The sequence below is a fragment of the Dictyobacter vulcani genome, from assembly GCF_008974265.1.
Lineage (GTDB): Bacteria > Chloroflexota > Ktedonobacteria > Ktedonobacterales > Ktedonobacteraceae > Dictyobacter > Dictyobacter vulcani.
On sequence record NZ_BKZW01000001.1, the window covers coordinates 612680 to 632940 of the forward strand.

The 20261-nt window shown below is 48.6% G+C and carries 17 protein-coding genes, 1 tRNA gene and 1 other RNA gene; 6 read left to right on the top strand and 13 right to left on the bottom strand.

The features are described from left to right. Nucleotides 1-568: 568 nt before the first annotated feature. On the bottom strand, nucleotides 569-1669 hold the full coding sequence (locus tag KDW_RS02550) for a tyrosine-type recombinase/integrase (RefSeq protein ID WP_151754513.1): 1101 nt from the start codon (nucleotides 1667-1669) through the stop codon (nucleotides 569-571). Nucleotides 1670-1832: 163 nt separating this feature from the next. Then, nucleotides 1833-1905, bottom strand: a tRNA-Ile gene (locus tag KDW_RS02555). 661 nt (nucleotides 1906-2566) lie between these two features. Here KDW_RS02555 and KDW_RS02560 point away from each other — a divergent pair. Together KDW_RS02560 and KDW_RS02565 are read left to right on the top strand one after the other, a co-directional pair. Continuing rightward, a complete protein-coding gene (locus KDW_RS02560; protein WP_151754514.1) occupies nucleotides 2567-4351 on the top strand; it encodes a 2-oxoacid:acceptor oxidoreductase subunit alpha in 1785 nt (594 codons plus the stop codon). Nucleotides 4352-4353: 2 nt separating this feature from the next. Continuing rightward, entirely contained in the window at nucleotides 4354-5199 is an 846-nt protein-coding gene (locus KDW_RS02565; RefSeq protein WP_151754515.1) for a 2-oxoacid:ferredoxin oxidoreductase subunit beta, read from the top strand. Nucleotides 5200-5390: 191 nt separating this feature from the next. On the opposite strand, the gene KDW_RS31500 is transcribed toward KDW_RS02565, so the two are convergent. Further along, the gene (locus tag KDW_RS31500; protein ID WP_162004893.1) at nucleotides 5391-5543 is read right to left on the bottom strand and encodes a hypothetical protein; all 153 of its coding nucleotides are present in this window, start codon (nucleotides 5541-5543) and stop codon (nucleotides 5391-5393) included. A 353-nt stretch (nucleotides 5544-5896) separates the two neighbouring features. Here KDW_RS31500 and KDW_RS02570 point away from each other — a divergent pair, with 353 nt between their 5' ends. After that, nucleotides 5897-7126: an ISAs1 family transposase gene (locus KDW_RS02570; RefSeq protein ID WP_151754516.1), complete on the top strand. Its 1230-nt coding sequence runs from the start codon at nucleotides 5897-5899 to the stop codon at nucleotides 7124-7126. Between the two features lie 87 nt (nucleotides 7127-7213). Here KDW_RS02570 and KDW_RS02575 read toward each other — a convergent pair whose 3' ends face one another. Next, nucleotides 7214-7522: a hypothetical protein gene (locus KDW_RS02575; RefSeq protein ID WP_151754517.1), complete on the bottom strand. Its 309-nt coding sequence runs from the start codon at nucleotides 7520-7522 to the stop codon at nucleotides 7214-7216. 261 nt (nucleotides 7523-7783) lie between these two features. Between KDW_RS02575 and KDW_RS31505 the strand changes: the two genes are divergently transcribed. Further along, the gene (locus KDW_RS31505; RefSeq protein ID WP_162004894.1) at nucleotides 7784-7957 is read left to right on the top strand and encodes a TMEM208 family protein; all 174 of its coding nucleotides are present in this window, start codon (nucleotides 7784-7786) and stop codon (nucleotides 7955-7957) included. A gap of 163 nt (nucleotides 7958-8120) precedes the next feature. Here KDW_RS31505 and KDW_RS02580 read toward each other — a convergent pair whose 3' ends face one another. Together KDW_RS02580 and KDW_RS02585 are read right to left on the bottom strand one after the other, a co-directional pair. Then, nucleotides 8121-9497, bottom strand: a complete 1377-nt coding sequence (locus tag KDW_RS02580) for a cytochrome P450 (protein ID WP_151754518.1) — start codon at nucleotides 9495-9497, stop codon at nucleotides 8121-8123. Between the two features lie 236 nt (nucleotides 9498-9733). Then, nucleotides 9734-10510, bottom strand: coding sequence for an SDR family oxidoreductase (locus tag KDW_RS02585; protein WP_151754519.1), 777 nt, complete (start codon nucleotides 10508-10510; stop codon nucleotides 9734-9736). A 201-nt stretch (nucleotides 10511-10711) separates the two neighbouring features. On the opposite strand from KDW_RS02585, the gene KDW_RS02590 reads away from it, so the two are divergent. Continuing rightward, complete coding sequence (locus tag KDW_RS02590; protein ID WP_151754520.1) at nucleotides 10712-12130, top strand: DUF4032 domain-containing protein; 1419 nt, start codon at nucleotides 10712-10714, stop codon at nucleotides 12128-12130. A 142-nt stretch (nucleotides 12131-12272) separates the two neighbouring features. Here the strand turns inward: KDW_RS02590 and recA are convergent, their stop codons facing one another. The 7 genes from recA to tyrS all read right to left on the bottom strand — a co-directional run bounded on the left by recA (nucleotide 12273) and on the right by tyrS (nucleotide 19311). Continuing rightward, nucleotides 12273-13343 (bottom strand): recombinase RecA, encoded by a 1071-nt coding sequence (gene recA, locus KDW_RS02595; RefSeq protein WP_151757278.1) that lies wholly within the window; start codon nucleotides 13341-13343, stop codon nucleotides 12273-12275. Nucleotides 13344-13792: 449 nt separating this feature from the next. Then, nucleotides 13793-14404 (bottom strand): recombination mediator RecR, encoded by a 612-nt coding sequence (gene recR, locus KDW_RS02600; protein ID WP_151754521.1) that lies wholly within the window; start codon nucleotides 14402-14404, stop codon nucleotides 13793-13795. Nucleotides 14405-14406: 2 nt separating this feature from the next. Beyond that, nucleotides 14407-14703, bottom strand: a complete 297-nt coding sequence (locus tag KDW_RS02605) for a YbaB/EbfC family nucleoid-associated protein (RefSeq protein ID WP_151754522.1) — start codon at nucleotides 14701-14703, stop codon at nucleotides 14407-14409. A gap of 15 nt (nucleotides 14704-14718) precedes the next feature. Then, on the bottom strand, nucleotides 14719-16851 hold the full coding sequence (dnaX, locus tag KDW_RS02610; RefSeq protein ID WP_151754523.1) for a DNA polymerase III subunit gamma/tau: 2133 nt from the start codon (nucleotides 16849-16851) through the stop codon (nucleotides 14719-14721). A gap of 113 nt (nucleotides 16852-16964) precedes the next feature. Next, an RNA gene (ffs, locus tag KDW_RS36405) (signal recognition particle sRNA small type) lies at nucleotides 16965-17064 on the bottom strand. A 102-nt stretch (nucleotides 17065-17166) separates the two neighbouring features. Beyond that, nucleotides 17167-18042 carry an S-methyl-5'-thioadenosine phosphorylase gene (gene mtnP, locus KDW_RS02620; protein ID WP_151754524.1) on the bottom strand — a complete coding sequence of 292 codons (876 nt, stop codon included), beginning with the start codon at nucleotides 18040-18042 and terminating at the stop codon, nucleotides 17167-17169. A gap of 39 nt (nucleotides 18043-18081) precedes the next feature. Then, nucleotides 18082-19311 (bottom strand): tyrosine--tRNA ligase, encoded by a 1230-nt coding sequence (gene tyrS, locus KDW_RS02625; RefSeq protein WP_371876244.1) that lies wholly within the window; start codon nucleotides 19309-19311, stop codon nucleotides 18082-18084. Nucleotides 19312-19790: 479 nt separating this feature from the next. Between tyrS and KDW_RS02630 the strand changes: the two genes are divergently transcribed. Next, nucleotides 19791-20231 (top strand): Hsp20/alpha crystallin family protein, encoded by a 441-nt coding sequence (locus KDW_RS02630; RefSeq protein ID WP_151754525.1) that lies wholly within the window; start codon nucleotides 19791-19793, stop codon nucleotides 20229-20231. The last annotated feature ends 30 nt before the right edge of the window (nucleotides 20232-20261 follow it).

Below are 20261 nucleotides of genomic sequence, written 5' to 3' on the forward strand. Positions count from 1 at the left end.
TAAGATAAGTGACAATTATAGCTTATTTTGTGCGTCGATGAAGAATTGGTGTGGAGAATATACTACTTTTTTTGCATTTTTGAGAAGTTAAAACTGCATTTATTTGTTTGAAAGGATAAACATGCAAGGTGATGCTTTGTTCTAAAAAGCGATAGATTATAGATCCACCACTGATAGCGTTTACCTGCAGCCAAGCTCTTAAGCCTAAGCAAATCCCACAATGCTCAACAAGATCAAAAAAGGTAGTACAGCAACAACTGGAATCAGATTTTCTATAAGCCCCAGTTGTTGAGGCGGTATCTGGCTAATGCACGACGTAAATCAGCTTCACCAATCCGAACCATTTGTTCAATACTGACAACAGTTCTTCTGCTTCTTCCAATTCAGTTAGCCAACTCTGCCTGGGTAATCCTAATTTTCCCTTCTCGATACGCTCTAATGACCTGATCGTGATGAGATGCTTCTTGCATAATCTGTGTTTCCCTCTCACAATATGTACATTGTGACACACTCATATGCGTATATGATTCCCATCAGTTTCTTACGCTTCCATAACTGAGAAGTACTACTACACATTCTTTTCTTTTTTTGCATCTACTTTTCGCTTGCCAGGATTACGTAGTCGACTCTGAGCAAGAAAAGGCACATTGTCACCAGGGCTAAACTTGCGCTTTTGGGACTGAACATTCACATCGTTAAGATGCATGTAGTTTTTAACCGTGCTGATATCTTCATGGCCCAGCATCTCTTGTAAGCTGAAGATATCACCTCCCAGCATGAGATAGCGCACCGCAAAGGTATGCCGGAAAATATGAGGAGTAATGCGGTGATCACCAATGTCAGCTCGCATACGTAGGCGTTTGAACAGCATTTGAATTCCATGCATAGTCAAAGCCTGGCCAGTCTCAGCGAGAAAGACATGGCCGCTATCAATAATCCCTAACTGCTGCAGATCGTCAGAGTTGTACCGCCAGCGATCTATATAATAGAGGAGCATACGTAAAGCGTTACGGCCAAGGGCAACACGGCGCTCTTTCCGGCCTTTACCATAGACAATAATAGAACCATTCTGGCGATCAAAATTTGACAGGCGAAAATCACAAAGCTCATTGAGTCGTATACCAGTATCCCAGAGCAACCATAATATCGCCTTATTACGGGCAGCGTTACGCTCTGCGGTCAAGCTCTTCTCCTGGGGAGGAGCACACGCATCTAACAATTGCTCAAATTCCTCAAACTCAATAATACGAATGAGCGGCTTTTCTAATTTGGGCAGTTTGACACGTTCCGTAAAATCTTCGCCAATATATCTCTCGCCATACAGCCAGCGGCCAAAGGCATGTACCGATTGAGCGTACCAACGCCGGGTACGAGTTGCACGAACTTTTCCCCGAGGGCCCACTTCTTTTTCCAGAAAGACGAGCCAGGCGCGAAAGTGATATGTCTCCAGTTGGTCTATGATAGTTACATCCTGCTCTTGCTCCAGGTAATTTAAGAAGTGGCTCAGCGCGATAGTATGCCAGCGCAGAGTTTGAGGGCTATGGTTTTGGCTTTGATGATCGAGGATGAAATCTTCTACCGCGATCTTGATCGTTTTAACGCGGCGAGATGATGAAGATGTTGTGTTCCTTGTTGTTTTCGTGGATTTATCAGTTTTTCGAGCAGCCATCAGGAAACTTTCCTTTCCATGGCACACTCACAAGTAACTGATTGTTCATATGTTTTTGAGCTGATTGGTCATTCAAAGCTTTTTCAACCAATTCCCGCCAAAAAACAGAAACAGCCAGACTGGCGTGAGAGCGCCTGAGAACTGGCTTCCTGAGCAATAAGGGTGGGCCCAGCTGGATTCGAACCAGCGACCAATCAGTTATGAGCCGACTGCTCTAACCGCTGAGCTATGGGCCCTTGCGCAATATAGTGTAACACACCTTCCGCCGTTTGTGAAGAGGCTTTATGGTGAATTTTTCGCAGGTATGTATTTTCAATTTTCATCGTTAAAAGATGCTATTCCATTTTTTTGATAGTTTCATTCGAATAAACCTATCAAAAAAAGTCTCCTTATAGCCCATTATTCTCATGTGATTCTTTATCACAAAAAGCTATATCTCAGCTTCATAATAAGCGCAAGTTACAGAGGATTGTCCATTTCCTGCAGATGCAAAGCGTGTTCGCAACTACTCAGGAACATGGATAGTTGTACATGACAGAATTTTTATCGCTTTTCACGCACACTCATCAATAGCGTGTGCTATAATATCAGTAGCTAAGTGCTATGTTCAACCCTACAAAAGTCGATAGGAACGGACAGTTAGATTGAGGATGTATTTGCTCAGTCAGTTAGAAACGAGTTCGGTATTATGCACTTACTGATACTCATTGTTCAGAGCTGGCTGATATGTGGTAGAAGAATATGTTTTCACAGAATGGGTATCCCTCTTATTCTTGTAAAGGGATATACAGATGTTCCTGTGAATAAAATCCCCATCCTAAGGCACAGCCCGACTTTGTATATACCGCGCTATGCTCTAACGAGTGGCGCGGTCAACATTTTTCCAGGGGGCATTCAATGGAGAATGAAGTAACGATCCGTATTGGCGGTGAGTCCGGTGAGGGCACCATCTCAGGTGGTGACATTCTCGCCCTGGCATCCGCCCGCTGGGGGTATCATGTCTATACCTTCAGAACCTTTCCAGCCGAAATTCTCGGCGGCCCTTGTATGTTTCAGGTTCGTATTAGCGATCACCCGGTCAAGTCAATGGGCGATTACGCTGATGTGCTGATCTGCTTAAATAAAGAAGCATATGATCGCAACATTGGTGAGCTACGTCATGGTGGCGTACTGATCTATGATCCCTCAGATTTTACTCCTGACCAGAGTGATTGCATCACGTATGCGGTTCCTTTTAATGAGATTGCGCGCAAAGAAGTTCAGCTTTTCCAGACTAAAAATATGGTGATGCTGGGAGCAATCTGCGGACTCTTTGGACCTCCATTAGAAGCAATCATCCAGGTAGTGCAATCCAAACTTTCTCGCTCACGTAAAGCCAATGCCACATTAATGGAAAAGAACTTGCTGGCACTCGATGTAGCGAAGAAATATGTCACCGAAAAAATCACGAAGAGTGATCCATACTTGCTTGGTCCTGTAGAAAAAGCCGATCGAGTGGTACTCAATGGGAATCAAGCGATCGTTGCCGGTGCTCTGGCTGCGCAGTGCCGCTACTTTTCGGGCTACCCGATTACGCCAGCTAGCGACATCATGGAAGGTATGGCAAAAGAGCTCCCTCAAGTAGGTGGAACCTTTTTACAGGCGGAGGATGAAATCGCTGCTCTGGCTTCTGTTCTTGGCGCATCTTATGGCGGTATGCGAGCGATGACGGCCACATCTGGCCCCGGATTCTCGCTGATGACCGAGTTGATTGGTCTCAGTTCGATGGCGGAATTGCCTGTGGTCATTGTTGATGCTCAACGTGCTGGCCCAAGCACAGGTATGCCAACAAAAATGGAACAGTCGGATCTTAGCTTTGCGCTCTATGCGGGCCATGGCGATACCCCACGTATCGTGATCGCCCCATCAAGTGTAGCTAATTGCTATGACCTCATTATTCAGGCTTTCGAGATGGCTGAACGCTATCAGATGCCCGTACTCTTCCTGACTGACCAGTCATTGACGGCCCGCGTGGAGAGTGTTGATCGTCACATATTCAAGACACCTGAACTCCACGAACGGCTACAATACAATACAAATGGTAGTAGCAGCAATGGACATCATGGCAGCTATGCGCATGAGCAGATGCTGGTAGGGGCCGGGACAGGAGCGCATGACTATGCACGTTATGCCAATACCACAACTGGTATTTCACCTATGAGTACTCCTGGTACTGGTTCACCGGCCTATGTAGCCACTGGACTCGAACATGACGAGGCGGGTCATCCAGATTATGAGCCTGAAGATCATATCGCGATGATGGAGAAACGCTTCCGTAAACTGGCCACAGCGGCAGAAGAGATGCCGCAACCAGAACGCTATGGTGACGCTGATGCCACCATTGGAGTCATTGGCTGGGGCTCAACAGAAGGGACGATTCAGGAAGCGGTTGACCGTGCACGGGCACAAGGGTACAAAGTCGCAGCCCTCCATCCAAAAGTTCTCTCACCTCTTCCCGATAAAGCGATCCAGGAATTTATTAACTCCGTAGACAAAGTTATTGTGCCTGAGAATAATTATTCAGGCCAGTTAGCGAATTTATTAGGGGCCAAATATGGACTAAAGGCCATCCGTGTCAATAAATTCGGAGGAATTCCTTTCACGGCCAGCGAGATCCTACGGGCAATTGAGGAGGTTCGTTAATCATGACGCAAACAATTATTAATCCAACGCCAAAGGACTATAAAAGCGAAGTAAAACCTACCTGGTGCCCAGGCTGTGGTGACTTCGGAGTACTCAATGCTACCTTTCGAGGTCTGGCAGAACTAAAATTGCCTACGGATCAAACGGTAGTTGTCTCTGGTATCGGTTGTTCGAGTCGTTTTCCACACTTTATGAAAACCTTTGGTTTCCATAGCGTGCATGGTCGTGCATTGCCAGTCGCTCAGGGTCTGAAGATGGCACGTCCGGACTTGAATGTGATCACAGTTGGTGGAGATGGTGACTTCTTTAGCATTGGTGCCGGCCATCTGGTCCATGCAGCTCTGCGCAATATTGATATCACTGTAGTGGTTATGGACAATGAGATTTATGGCCTGACCAAGGGGCAAACCTCTCCTACCTCGCCACAGGGACATGTTACCAAGTCTACGCCATATGGATTGCTGGCCTCGCAGTTTAATCCAATCGCGACCGCGCTCTCGCTTAATGTCAGCTTTGTAGCACGTGGATATTCAGCAAAACCAAAGGAACTGGCAGCATTAATCCAGCAAGGGGTTCAGCATAAAGGATTTTCCTTTATTCATGCACTCAGCCCGTGTCCAACCTTCTACCATACGTTTGACGCCTGGGATGCCGCTGTCACGCCCATTGAAGCTGAACATGATACCCATGATAAAGCAAAAGCGATTGCATTGGCACTGGAGACAGAACGCCAGTATACTGGCATCTTCTTTAAAGAAGAGCGCACAACTATGGATCAGGCTGCCCATCAGCAAGTACAGCAATCCCGTCCATTTGATATTGAACAATATATGAAACGCTATGCATAAGTTGTAGACAACTATACGCTATTAACAGCATGATAAAGAGGGACTGGTGTGCTTCGCCAGTCCCTTCTGCATGTGAGTCATATTATCGTACCCACACACAGATTACATGTGGACGTATCTACTGCTGCTGCTGGCTTACTTGTGTGAGCATTGAGGCGCTGAGCGCATTAGCGACTCCCTGGGTGAATAACTCACCGCAAGGGCGGCAAAAAAACACCGCTTTCATTGTGATAGCTGCCACCAATAGCTGTGAGTTGACGTTCAGCGGGTTTACCGCACCACTCACAAACACTACCTCGAGGGGCAAAATCTACCGAGACGGGTCGCTGAAATTCATTGGACATTAGGAGCCTCCTCCACTGTGCTGATCAGTGTTACTGTTCATAATATGGTAAAGACAAACAGCACACAAAAAGGGGGACTATCGTATCCAGTGGTGAGCACACGTCGTTGAATACAGCCACAATGATACGCATATCCACTGCATCTTTGCCCGTGAGCTTCTTTGCTCTCTCTCAACTCCACCAGGGGTAGGAAAACGAGGGAGCTGAGTAAGATATACTATACCATAAATTGGTACAACTTACCAGTGCTTGACATAATAAAGCAGGGCTTTCCAATTCTCCTAGAGGAGGTGAAAAAAAAGAGATTTCCTTGTAGAATACAAAAAACTTCAAAACCACAAAGGAAATCTCATATGGATTATACTACCTTGGCGGTCAAGAGAGCATCCGTGACGAATGAAGAAAGCCTTCCGTTGCTCTCACTGTACGAAGCGTTCCAAGCCCTCCCAGACCCACGACGTGCTCAAGGAAGACGCTACGAACTCGCCTTGATCCTGTGTTTGTTGGTGCTGGCCAAATTGGCCGGGCAAAAGAGTTTGTGTGGAGCGACCGAATGGCTGCGTCATCGCAAGGTCACCCTTGCTGAGCGCTTTGGGTTACGCCGAAGCAGTCTGCCCTGTCAGATGACCTATTGCCATGTCTTAGCAGCCATTGACGCCAAGCGCCTTGACGAGATCCTGTCGGCATTTTTCCAGCGTTGGGAGGCTCAAACCCGATGTGGAGAGGAACCCAGTCGCTTGCTCACGCCCGAAGGCCACGCTGATCATCGGCACCTGGCAATTGATGGCAAAGCGCTTCGGGCCACGAGCAAACAAGCTCATCCGATCCATCAACTCAGTTGTTATGAGGTGAGTACTGGCAGAGTTCTCTGGCATTGCGATGTGCGAGAAAAGCACAATGAAATCAGTGATCTCAAGCCACTATTGACCACCGAGACCGTGAAAGGACGTATTCTGAGCCTGGATGCTTTGCATACCCAACGAGCGTTTTGTGCGCAGACCAAGCGGCTTGAAGGGGACTATCTCCTCATTGCCAAAGACAATCAGCCAACGCTGAAAGAAGATATTGCTGATCTCTTCGAGGATCCTACTCCTGACCGTCGACGCTGGCAGGAAGCCGAAACGTGGGACAAAGGCCATGGGCGGCTGGAACATCGTCAGATTGTGTGCAGCCCAGACTTGAACGACTGGTTTGCCAAAGAGTGGCAAGGAATTGAGCAGGTCTTTCGCATCGAACGCACGACACGCTTTCTCAAAACAGGAGAGAGCCGCCATGAAGTCGTCTATGGGTTGAGTAGCCTTTCCTTACAAAAAGCGCCAGCCTCACAAATTTTAGCATTGATAAGAGAGCATTGGGCCATTGAAAATCGCTTACATTGGCGTCGCGACGTGACACTGGGAGAAGATGCATGCCAAACCCGAACGGGCCTTGTTCCCAGTCGCCTTGCTCAACTGAACAGTACCGTCTTAAGTTTGATGGATCGTGTCGGCGTGCGCAATGTTGCCCGACAGATGCGCTATTTCGATGCATCATATGACAAGGCTCTTGATCTCTTGCTTACTGGCTACTGTTCCGTTTTCTAGAATTGGAAAGCCCTGCATAATAAAGCTACAAAGCCATATTGAAAAACAAGTACAACCAACCACCTGTGTGTACCCAGAACCAGTCCTTTATTGCTCCGCGGTCAATTCAGGACCCTGATTTTCTACATCCATTGTTCCTTTTTCCTCAGGAACTCCAGCTGTGTTTGTTCTCATCACGGCCAGTTGTTTCTTTGTTGTCAGATAGGCACCCCATAACCAGCCAATCAAACCAAGCCCCAGAGTAATAGCCAGCCAGATTAACGACACTGTTTTAAACGGGACATTAAAGCCCGCAGCCAATATACCTGCCGCAATAATGCCGATGGTCAGGCCAAGCGTAACGCCAATCAGACAACCAGGATGGGCGAGGTTGCGCCCTTCTAATCGATTCATCATGATAAAAAAATATACCTTTATGAAAATTTGTTTGCACTAGGATAATAGCGCGAGGACTCAATGTGAGTCAAGGGATTTTCTATTCAGAGTTTTTGCTGTGCTTACAAAAAGAATTGATAACTGCCTGCAAAAAGAGTCTAACACAATATGGGGGTGTAGTTATTCGAGAAGCGTTTACTACAAATCCAGTTGGATCATAAAGAAGATTTCGCTTCACGAACAGGCGAAATCAAACGTTTCAATTTCGAAAGGATAATATTCATGGCTTACGTGGCACCAGAAACAGTGACACCCAAAATCGAAATTGTAGATCAACCTGAAGAGCAGGCAGCGGAAAACAAACGTACATTTCGCTTCTCACTGCCAATTATGCTAGGCGTCACCTTGCTAGCTATCTTTTTTCTATTTCAGCGTCGCTCTCGCGCCAAAAAATAGTATACGCAACCACGAAGACCTGGCAGTTACTCGGCTTCAACTGGTAGGTCTTCGTAATTGATGGATTTTTTCTGCGGAACAACTACGACAAGATGAGACTAACAGTAGCTTAATCCAGCATATAACGTAGCACCAGCATATCCTCTTTTGACAATGCATGTAGCTACTTATTCGCAAAGCGACGATGCACAATCATTTTCAAAGGGATATTGGGTCGGATAGTGATCGTTTTATTTGGATCAGGATGAACCTGCTGTCCCGGCACCAGTTCAAACGAGACATGCTGAGCAAGCGTCGCTAGCAATAGCTGCCCTTCCATCATCGCGAAATGGTTACCAATACAGATACGCGGTCCGGCCCCAAAGGGAAGGTAAGCGTGGCGAGGTAGGCGCTTTTCATTCTCTGGCGTAAAGCGCTCAGGGTCAAAAGCTTCAGGATTGGGGAAGTACGCTGGACGGCGATGCATGGCATAAGTCGCTACCAACACCACATCCTGCTTCTTGATTGGATAGCCGTTCAGGTCACAGTCCTTTAACGCTACACGCGAGACTGCATAGGCTGGTGGATACAGGCGCATGGCTTCCTTGAACACCTGTAAGGTATAGGGAAGCTGCTGCAGATCAGCATATGCTGGCGTGCGACCCTGCAAAACGCTATCAACCTCATGGCACATCTTCGCAAATACGTCAGGATTTTGAGCCAGAAGATACCAGGCCCAGGTTAAGGCCGTGGCGGTCGTTTCATGGCCAGCACCAAACAAAGTCAGCGCTTCGTCGCGCGCTTGCTTATCATCCATGCTGCTTCCATCATCCTCCTTAGAGCGGAGCAGGACAGAAAGGAAATCGTTCGTCTCAACCTTACTGGCACGGCGGTCAGCAATCATCTGATTAATACGTCGATCCAGTACTGCCAGAGCTTGCTGCGCCTTTTTACTACGCGGCACCGGCCAGCTCATCGGGATTGAAAACAGATGGGAAAGTGAGTAATTGACAAAAGAGAGGACGGTTGTCATTGCTGATCCGAGCTCGTCGGCTTCGGTAAAAACGTCCGCGTCAAAGAGGACTTTTCCGACAATGCTCATGGTCAATTGGGTCATCTCATGACCAATATCTACCACCTGTCCCTCATGCCAGCTCTCTTGAATTTTTTCGCTATAACTCACCATAGCATCGGCATAGCTAACAATATGGCGCGGCTGAAATGAGGGAGCCATCAACTTACGCTGCTGTCGATGGAGTGCTCCTTCGCTGATAAACAGGCCCTTACCAATGACAGGCTCAAAGGCACTACGCATACCGTCGCCCTTGTCAAAGTCAGCGGCATGCTCAACCAGGAGGCTGCGTGCTAACTCAGAAGAGTTAATTTGTATAAAACGGAAAGGACCATAGTGGAACAGAGCAATATCGCCGCGCTCCTGTGCCACCTGCTGATACAGGTTCAAGCGATCATTGTTATGCCTGAATAAACTACCTACAAATGGCTTTTCAGCAATACCAGGAATCGTTTTTGCCGTGGATACTTCTTTAATTTCTGTAGCCATAATATGCAACTACCTTCTGACATTCACCTCTATCATATTCGGGTTATTGTCAGCACAAATTTTTTATTTACTACTCTATTTACACATCCATATTATAGCACTGCAAGACCAATAACATTCAGGTTTACCATACAGTTTTAAACGATTATAGAGACTGTTTGCTACCTTAAAATTATAGTGTACGAGGCATCCTATCCTGGATGCCTCGTACGAGGATGAGAGCTATCACAGCGCGATTACCAGGCGGTTGATCCACCATCCACTACAAGGGTCTGTCCGGTGATATAAGCCGCAGCTGGAGAGGACAGGAAGACGATGACGCCTTTGAGGTCTTCTTCAGAGCCAAAGCGCGCCAGAGGAATATCAGCCAGCATTTCTTTACCATAGCGTTCAAGCAGAGCACCCGACATGCGCGTAGGGAACCAACCTGGCGCGATTGCATTGACGGTAATGCCATAGTGCGCCCAGCTCGTAGCCAGATCACGTGTCATATTGATCACAGCAGCTTTACTGGAGTGGTATCCAACTACCTGAATATACTTGGGATTCCCTCCGACCAGTCCCGCGACAGAAGCAATGTTAATAATTTTTCCACCCTGGCCACGAGCAATCATCGCCCGACCTACCAGCTGGCTCATCAGGAAAGTACCTTTGATATTAACATCTATCACCTGCTCAAACTTTTCCAGTGGCATATCTTCTGGCCTGGCTCCCCAGGTGGCTCCACTATTATTGACGAGGATATCAATGCCGCCAAATTTCTCTTGCGCGGCAGCAACAACACGCTCAACGTCACTGGACTTTGTGATGTCACATGCCAGTGAGATCGCGTGTCCACCGGACGCCTCAATCTCACGTTGAACTTCTTCACAGGCGGCCAGTTTACGCGAGCAGAGCACCACATTGGCTCCAGCATCTGAGAGGCCCTGGGCAAAATATTGTCCCAAACCGCGTCCGCCACCAGTAACAATAGCGGTCTTGCCATCTAGCCGAAAGAGATCTAATGTTGGCATGGGACACCTCCTATAACTCGGATGACTGATCGTGAATTTTCAAATAGCATTGTGTCCATAAAAACTCCTTTGTTCTTCAGTTTGCGGTCAGCAATTCAAGCATGCTATCATCACTTTAACACATGTGTAGGGTTGTTGTTAGGCTAGCATAGACAAAAGGAGCTCGTTATCACTACAAATCAGGCTAAAATACAATTTTTGATGGCGGCAGACGAACGCCATCGATTAGAAAGTTTGCCATGGGACTTCCAGTTAGAAGAGTGGGAACAGCAGGGCATCCAACTCCTGGTGGTGCGCCGTGGTGACTCCCGCCATCCTGTCATCTTTGTGGAGCGTCAGGGCGCTCGCTATGCCATTAAAGAGACAACACCCCGCATGGCGGATCGTGAGATCCACAATCTCCAGGAAATTGAGCAGCGCGGCATTCCTGCGCTGAGTCCGATTGGAACAGTGCTGGTCTCTGCCCCGCCAATCCCTATCGATGTTCCTGGTATAAAAGGGATGCGGCAATATATCAGTGGGGATCGTGGCTATACAGTGACCCGTCTGGCGCCACGGGTGGTACCGCACGTACTACTCTATCGCTTGCCACTGACCAAACGCACAAAACAACGGATGCTCTCTGCCGTCGCGGTACTGATGGTTGAGCTACACGAGCATGGTGTTTACTGGGGTGATCCTTCTTTGGCCAACGCATTGATTCGCATCGATGGCAAACAGATCCTCTCGATTATGGCCGATGCAGAAACGGTCGAATTGTTTCCAGGACCAATCAGCGAAGGTTTACGCGAACAAGATCTGGCACAATTTGGTGAGTCGCTGGCCTGGCAAGCGGAGGATCTACGTCAGGCCAGGGGACTTCCTGAGGATGTCCAGGTCTTAGATGAAGCTGACTACGACTACTTCCGCCAGCGCTATCGCACCGTACGTCGTGAGCACGCTCGTGTCACTGGTCCTCATGATCTGAATACTATTTACCATACCCAGCGCTTGATACGTGCCGTGGGAGATTGGGGAAGTAGCTTCTCAGAGAAAGCAAGTAATGCGATCCATCAGGTCACGCCAATCTTACCCGGCTGGTATCAAGAACGCATTTATGAACTGCTGCATGTCACCATTCCACGAGCTTACGCGCGCCGTTTCTATAACTTGATTATGGGTCATCAGGCCATCATGAATAAAAACGAAGGGCGTGCCGTTAGTATCGAAGAAGCTGCCCATGATTGGTATGAACACTATCACTTACCCACCATCCTGATGTTGCGCCAGCGTCTGACCAGCGAGCAAGAGCCAATGCAAGTATACTTCGCTATCATGCAACACAAATGGGATATGAGTATGAAAAGTGGATATGAGGTTCCACTGGATGAGGCTATTCTGGATTGGGAACTCCATACTGCCCAGGTGGGCCAACTGGGTCCGGTCGATCCAGCGACGATTGCGACCTGGTGGCGCCAGCGACAACCGGTAACAACAGCCCTGGAACCTCCAATGATTGAGGGTGAAGAGCTTGATCCTCTGCTTTCAACAGCCGAACGGCCATTAGTGCATATGGATCTCCCTGACCTGGAGAAAGAGCTGCCAAAAATTTTGCGTAAAGATCAAGCGGATGATGAGTAGTTGCCATGGTACGTAAAACGCGTAACGAGAGAGATCTAGAATATGGGCATCCGGTGGTAAAAACGCTTCCGGTCACCACTGGCTCTCTGGTTACGCGTCATCATTCTGCAAAAATTGTCGGCTTCAGTGTATGAAGGAAAACTTAGAGTTCTTCTTCTGCTCCGGCTTCAGCCAATGCGATCTCGCTATCGTCCTCTTCTTCCTCCACAGCTTCTTCCTCTGCTGTCTTAAAGGCAAGCATATTACCGCGGATCTGATCGTCGATCGCCATGGCCACGTCGCTGTTCTGGCGCAAAAACTCTTTGGCGTTCTCACGGCCCTGGCCCAGACGAATATCGCCAACGGTAAACCAGGCACCGCTCTTTTTCACCAGGCCCATCTCCAGACCCAGATCGATCAAGCCACCCTCACGCGAAATACCCTCGCTATACATGATGTCGAACTCGGCTGTTTTGAAAGGAGGTGCAACTTTGTTTTTCACCACACGCACACGGGTACGGTTACCAACCACGTCCTGACCTTGTTTGATCGAGTCAGTACGGCGGATATCCAGACGAACTGAAGCATAAAACTTCAGAGCTTTACCACCGGCCGTGGTCTCTGGATTACCAAACATAACACCAATCTTTTCACGTAACTGGTTGGTAAAGATCACAGTGGTATGGGAGTTGTTGATGGCGCCCGTTAATTTACGCAGGGCATGGCTCATCAAGCGAGCCTGCAAGCCAACGTGGGAATCACCCATCTCGCCTTCGATTTCAGCACGTGGTGTCAATGCCGCAACCGAGTCAATCACCACCACGTCGATGGCATTACTGCGCACCAGGGAATCGACAATTTCCAGGGCCTGCTCACCAGTATCTGGCTGTGAGATCAGGAGATTCTTGGTATCCACACCCAGTTTGGCTGCGTATGAGGGATCCAGAGCATGCTCGGCATCCACAAAGGCTGCAAAGCCACCGGAACGCTGGGCATTCGCGATAATATGCAAGCAGAGAGTAGTTTTACCGGAAGACTCCGGGCCATAGATCTCTGTGATACGTCCCCGCGGCACACCACCAATACCCAGAGCCAGGTCAAGAGCGACTGAACCAGTAGGAATAACCTCGACCTGGATCTTTGCGGCATCGCCAAGTTTCATGATTGACCCCTTGCCAAAACGTCGCTCAATCTGATTCAGTGCCAGGTCGATTGCCTTCTCGCGGTCACTCATGCCTGCGGTATTAGCACTATTACTTGCTGCTGCTGCTGCTGCTGCTGCTGCGCTTTTGTCCTTCTTACTTACTGCCATTTTTCACTTTAGCAAGATATGGGGCTGAGCGTCAGTCTGACTAACTCCCAGGAACACACCCTGCCTTCCTCCTTCTTTCAATCCTCTCAAAGGTCTGCTGTTTCGCTAAAAGTATCTTTAAGAGAGCTCACGAGCACATGCATATGCGAAAAGATAATGGCCCTGTAGCTCCTGGAATAACTCCTACAAATCTATATTCTCTGGTCAGGGCTCAAAACCGGAAATATTTTTGCCGCTTTTCTATTTTCCATGCAAAGTAGAACAAGTGTACCATGAGGCTATACATGTGTCAAGTTGTACTGGGACTGACACCAGGATGCTTTTTGATGCAGTAAATAAGAAAGGGATGCCCATCGAGACATCCCTTTCTATTATATTTCGCGGCGGCCTTCAAGAGCTCGACTGAGCGTGCCTTCGTCGGCGTATTCGAGATCGCTTCCAAGCGGAAGTCCACGTGCCAGTGAGGTGACACGAAGCGATGGCGCTGCAACCTCGTTTTTAATATCATCTTTAATAACGCCTGCAGTATAGTCACCTTCAAAACCAGGATTGGTCGCCAGGATAACTTCTTGCACGTTACCACCAGCCAGCCGCTTGAGCAATTCGTCGATGCGAATATCTTTCCGGCCAATACCATTGAGGGGTGAGAGTGCACCATGGAGTACATGATACAAACCTTTGTAGACGCCTGTCTTTTCTAGCGCCAGAACATCTAACGGTTCCTCTACCACACAGATGGCATCCTGATCACGGCTCGGATTGCTACAAATAGGACACGGATCGGTCTCAGTTATATTATAACAACGTGAGCAGTAGATGATACTCTCTTTAACGCGTAAAATAGCCTCGGCCAGGCGACGAGCCTGATCGTTCGGGCTACGTAAAATGAAAAAGGTCAGGCGCTGCGCTGTTTTTACGCCGACCCCAGGCAGTTTAGATAGTTCTTCAACTAACGCTGCCACAGGAGCTGCGACATCACTCATTTTTAAAACAGTCCAGGAATTTTCATTCCACCAGTGGCATTGTTGACAAGCTTCTGCTGAGCATCAGTCACACGATCATGAGCGTCTTTTGCAGCAGCTTTCACCATTACCTCTAGCTCCTCGATATCGTCCGCGCTAAAGGCTTCGGGATCAATTTTGATTTCAGTAATTTCATATTTACCACTCATGGTGAGAGTTACCGCACCACCACCAGCGGTACCGGTGAACAGGTTAGACTCCAGGTCTTCCTGCATCTTCATCAACTTCTGCTGCATTTTTTGAATTTCACGCATATTCATGGGAAAAATTCTCCTTTATTTTGGATGAATATCTTTAATTTGGGCTTTGAATGTGCGAACAAGTTCCGATACAACCGGATGACTTTCCGCATGCTCTCTCATGCTTTGCAAACGCGTTCCATTGTTTGCAGACGCTATGGTAGTATTCTCTCTCACAACTTCACTTCTGGCAAGTGGCGATTCCATAGGTGTAGGAGGCGCTACATTGCCAGAAGCCTGGGACCTGGGAGGTTCCACAGGACGCACAGGTGGCAGCTGTGTGGGTGGCGATACCGGCTGCGGTGGTGGAATAACCGGGGCTGCTGGTTTCTCTACCCTGGCAGACTGCTGGGGCGCGGGCGCTAACATGGTATTGGCGGCCTGAATCGTGGGCCGTGGGATAGTTGAGATAGAGACATTCGCGTTCGGCGGCAATAGGCGAATATTGCATTCTGTCTTTAATTCAACTTTGAGTGACCAGCGAATGGCATCATAATAGCTATCATTCTGCAGTGTCTTATAATGGAAGTCAGCATTGGCTTTACACACAATCACCGGCAACTGGCTGGTACCTTCAATCCCCAGAATACTATAGCCACCCAGCAAGGCAGCGATCTTCGGACCATCTTTACGTGTACGTACGCGCTGGCGAATAAGCTCCCATTTTTCTTTGACTTCTAATAAGGTCATTGTTGGTGGCTCTTCAACCACGCTTGCCTCACCCCCCACCGTCTCCTCAACGACTGGCATGGTGGGGGCAGGCGGCGTAAATTCAGGTGGATTAGTCACTACAGGATCCACTGGCCGTGGAGCAGGAACTGCTTCTATGCTGGCAGGCATAAACTGCGCCGGCTCTGGTGGAGGCTGTACTGGTTCGCTGGCCTTAAACTCTTCTCGTTCCTCAGCGCGAGTGGAACTCATCGGCTCTGCTTTCACAGATGGAGTTCGAATCTCGGCTGCCGGAGCCGCTGCATAAGATACTGCTGGAGAAGCAACCCGTGGACGTGCTGAATCGGGTGCTGAGGAAGAGGGGCGTGTCGGAGCAGCTGGAACAGCCGAACCGCTACCATCCTGGGAACGCCGATGTATATCAAGGCATGCCAGAAATGCCAGCTCTAAGCCTAGCTGTGGTGTCCCCTGTCCTTTTTGCATCAAGTCATTCTGCGCAAAAATACGTGCACACTCGGTCAATTCTTCTAAACGAAAATGCCGGGCCGCCTGCTGAATCTCTTTGAGCTCATCTTCAGTATTGTCCAGAATCTCGGCAATATTTGCGCCTGCCCTGGCCAGCATCATCGCACGCCAGAATTCTGCAACCTGGATATTGATCTGGCGCAGATCGGCACCGGCTTCCGAGAGCTCATTGATTAAATGTAAACCACCCGCGCCATCCAGTTCAGCGATATGCAAGATAAATTTTTGAATGGCACGTGGATCAGCTACCCCAAGCATGGCTTGAATCTGTTCCAGACTGATGATACTACCACAATAAGCCATAGCTTGATCCAGCAAACTGAGGGCATCACGCATACCACCTGCAGCTGCACGCGCAATCAATTCCGCAGCGCCTGTCTGTAACTCAACGTGCTCTTGCTGTGCCACAAAATGTAGGCGCTCTACCAGTTGGCGCAGGCTAAAGCGCTTAAAATCAAAGCGCTGGCAGCGCGAGAGTACTGTGGGCAGCATTTTATGGACATCGGTCGTCGCCATCACAAAAATAGCGTGTGGGGGTGGCTCTTCGAGGGTTTTAAGCAAGGCGTTAAAAGCTTCTGTGGTAAGCATATGTGCTTCGTCGAGAATGTAGACCTTGTATTTACCAGTCGTGGGTGGCATCATGACTTTTTCACGGAGCTCACGAATACTATCAATACCGCGATTGGAGGCTGCGTCAATTTCTAATACATTGAATGAGCTACCAACCGTAATTTCGCGACATTGCTCACACTGATTACAGGGCTCACCATTTTGTGGATTCTGACAGTTGATAGTCTTTGCGAGGAGGCGTGCCATACTCGTTTTACCGGTACCTCTTGGACCAGTAAAGAGATAGGCGTGGGCCAGATTGCCACTGTTAAGGGCATTCTTAAGTGTACGGATAACCGGCTCTTGACCAACAAGATCACCAAAGGTCTGAGAGCGCCATTTACGGTAGAGTGATTGAGAGGCCATATTATTACTCCCGCCTATGTGTCCTCATGACGGGCCACGAGCCCACCTGCAGTTGGAAGAGAGAAGGCGTATTTAACATAGAAAACCGATTTTTACCCGGTCCTGCCGGTTAGCGCAATCAGGAACCCCCACGTCACCCAGAGAGGTCCATTTACCGTTGCTTCCTCACGGACCTAGCGGAGTTCATAAACATCTGCCGCGCAGGACCCGATCACGCCAACCGACAGGACCGGATAAAAATCGGTCCATCCCATTTGAAGGTTTTTTCTTTTCCCTCTTGGGATGAACCTATTCTATACCGAATTGGCGCAGTTGTCAAGAGATATAGCGACCAATTAATAAGTTATATTTCTCTTTGGCTTCGGCTGGAATCAAGCTGGGGTCGGTCATGATCGCTGAATCCAATGCGCGCTCGCAGGTGCACGCCTGTGTACTTCGATCAGCTGGCAATTTCTGCGCCAGCGTCTGCAAGATACGCTTGGCATTGCCGGTATTGGCGCTCAGATTACCCACGACCATCTCCACCGAGACAGATTCCTCAGACTCATACCAGCAATCATAGTCAGTCGCGCAGGCGATGACGGCATAGCACAATTCAGCTTCACGAGCGAGTTTGGCCTCGGGCAGAGCTGTCATCCCAATAATATCCATACCCATCTGACGATAAGCATTGGATTCGGCTTTCGTGGAGAAGAGGGGACCTTCCATGCAGACATAGGTTCCACCCTGATGGACCTTGACATCTCCCAGTTCGTGCGCTGACTCCAGCAATAGCGAGCTCAGAGTTGGACAAAAAGGTTCTGCAAAAGCGCAGTGCACCACGACTCCACCTTCATAGAAACTATTAACGCGGCTCTTCGTCCGGTCAAGCAGCTGGTCAGGAATGACCAGATCACGGGGCGCAATCTCCTGGCGCAGACTGCCCACAGCACTTACCGAGATTACCCATTCCACGCCCAGACTTTTCAGCGCCCAGATATTGGCACGCGAAGGCACTTCAGAAGGATTCAGGCGATGCCCACGTCCGTGACGAGGAAGGAACGCCATTTCGACTCCTGAAACTTTACCAATCGTGATCACATCACTTGGATCCCCAAAAGGTGTTTGTATCCGAATCTCCTCCACATCGGTCATATTCTCCATCTGGTAAAGACCGCTCCCCCCGATGACCCCAATCTTTGCCTGTGGCATAGATAAATCCTCCTTGTTAATATGCCGTTCAATCAGTGACTACGCTTTAATCCGCAGGTAGTTACGCTTGCCTACTTTCAGGATGGCGCCATCAATGACATCAACTGTGTAGTTTGGATCGGTGATACGTTCAGAATTGCCTGACGCCCCTTCAGGGAAAAGTGCAACGCCACCCTGCTTAATCAATTCGCGTGCCTTATTGTTACTGGCTGCCAGGCCAGCCTCTACAATCAAATCGACCACATTTTTGGCGGACCCGAGCTGAAAATCAGGAATATCCGTTGGCAATTTGCGCTCGGAGAACTGGCGAATAAACGCCTCTTGCCCTTCCTCGGCTGCTGCAAGGTTATGGAACTCGGTGACAATTTCACGCGCCATGCGCAGTTTTACATCGCGTGGATTCAAAGAGCCCTCAGTCATCTTGCGGTCAAACTCATCCAGTTCCTCGGTATCAATCTCAGTCAGTGCCTCAAAGTAGGAACGCATGGTCTGATCGGGCAAGGACATTAATTTGCCAAACATATCTTTAGCAGGAGCACCCATGGCGATATAGTTATCCAACGATTTGCCCATCTTCTTCACGCCATCCAACCCGACAATCAGATTCATTGTCAAAATCTGCTGGGCGGTCTGACCAAAGATCGGCTGCAGATCGCGACCAACCAGCAGGTTAAAGGTCTGATCGGTACCACCAATCTCAACATCCGAGCGCAATGCAACTGAATCATAGCCCTGGAGTAATGGATACATAAACTCAGAGAGCGAAATCTCAATCCCACTTTTATAGCGCTTGGAGAAATCGTCGCGCTCAAGCATCTGGGCGACTGTTTTAAAACCAAGCAGTTTGATAGCATCTCCAAGGTTAAAGGTATCAAACCATTCGGTCTGATAGCGCACCTCGGTCTGATCTTTATCTACAATGCGGAAAAACTGATCCAGGTATGTTGCGGCATTGGACTTCACTTGCTCAGCAGTCAAAACTTTACGTGCTTCCATACGACCACTGGGATCTCCCAGACGCGCGGTCCAATCACCAATCACAACCACTGTTTTATGACCCATGCGCTGGAATTGTCGCAGTTTGCGAAACAATACAGCATGCCCGATGGTCAAATCATAGTGCGTCGGATCAACCCCAAGTTTGACCCGCAGGGGCTCACCTTTGTTTCCCTCAACCAATAAACGCCGTAAGTCCGCTTCTTTTTCGACCAGCGACACACCACGCGTCAAAAGATGGTCGATCTCTTTCTTTGTTGGAGACTGTTTCAACACCAATCTTCGTTCCTCCCAATATCTATTCCAAAAAAAGCCACAGCAAAACCGCTCCCCACGATTCACCGCAGCGCATCTGGCAATGTATCGTCCTTTATTATGGGTGCCACAGCAAAATACCGGCGATTATCCTCAGTATTCCTGCTCTGACCCATATTCTCGAAGCGTTTGTTAGCTGCATTGTAGCAGAATATAAGAATATCGTCGAGAGTGTCCCCATGGCAAGAACCTTGATAGTCATACTATCAAACTTTCTAATACATTTCTTACATTACGCTTACGTTCCTCTAACAATAGGTGAGAGGTATAGTATTCACAGAGCAAAGAAACAAGAACCTGAGCGTCAGGAAGGAATGGGACAAGAGCAGAGGTAACATTCCTTCATCGCACTCAGAAATACACATAATCCATCGTCCATCATCAGGAACAGTAAATAAATAGTTATTAGTTATTAAGAACTAAAAGGAGTTAAAAAGATGGCGAATATCACACGCTACAATCCATTCAACGAAGCAGTTTCATTGCGCGAGGCCATGGATCGTTTGTTTGAAGATAGCTTTATCTCGCCACGCGTAGCCAGCACCGGCACAGGCCGTGGATTAGCCGCGAACCTCTATGAGACGGCAGAAGGCTTTGTCCTTCAACTGCCAATGCCTGGTGTCAATGTGGAAAATGTTGATATCACAGTCCAGCAAGATGTTATCAGCCTGAAATGGGAGACAAAGCTTCAGGTTCCAGAGGGTGCAACTGTACACTGGAATGGCTTCCAGCCTGGTCGCTACCAGCAGTCCATCACGGTACCAGGTCCCATCAACGCCGAGCGCGTCGAGGCCAGCTATACCGATGGTATCCTGACCCTGCAACTGCCAAAGGCTGAACATGCCAAAGCTCGCAGCATCAAAATCAATGCTCGTTAATCCATAATCACATGTGGCCCGGAGACGTAC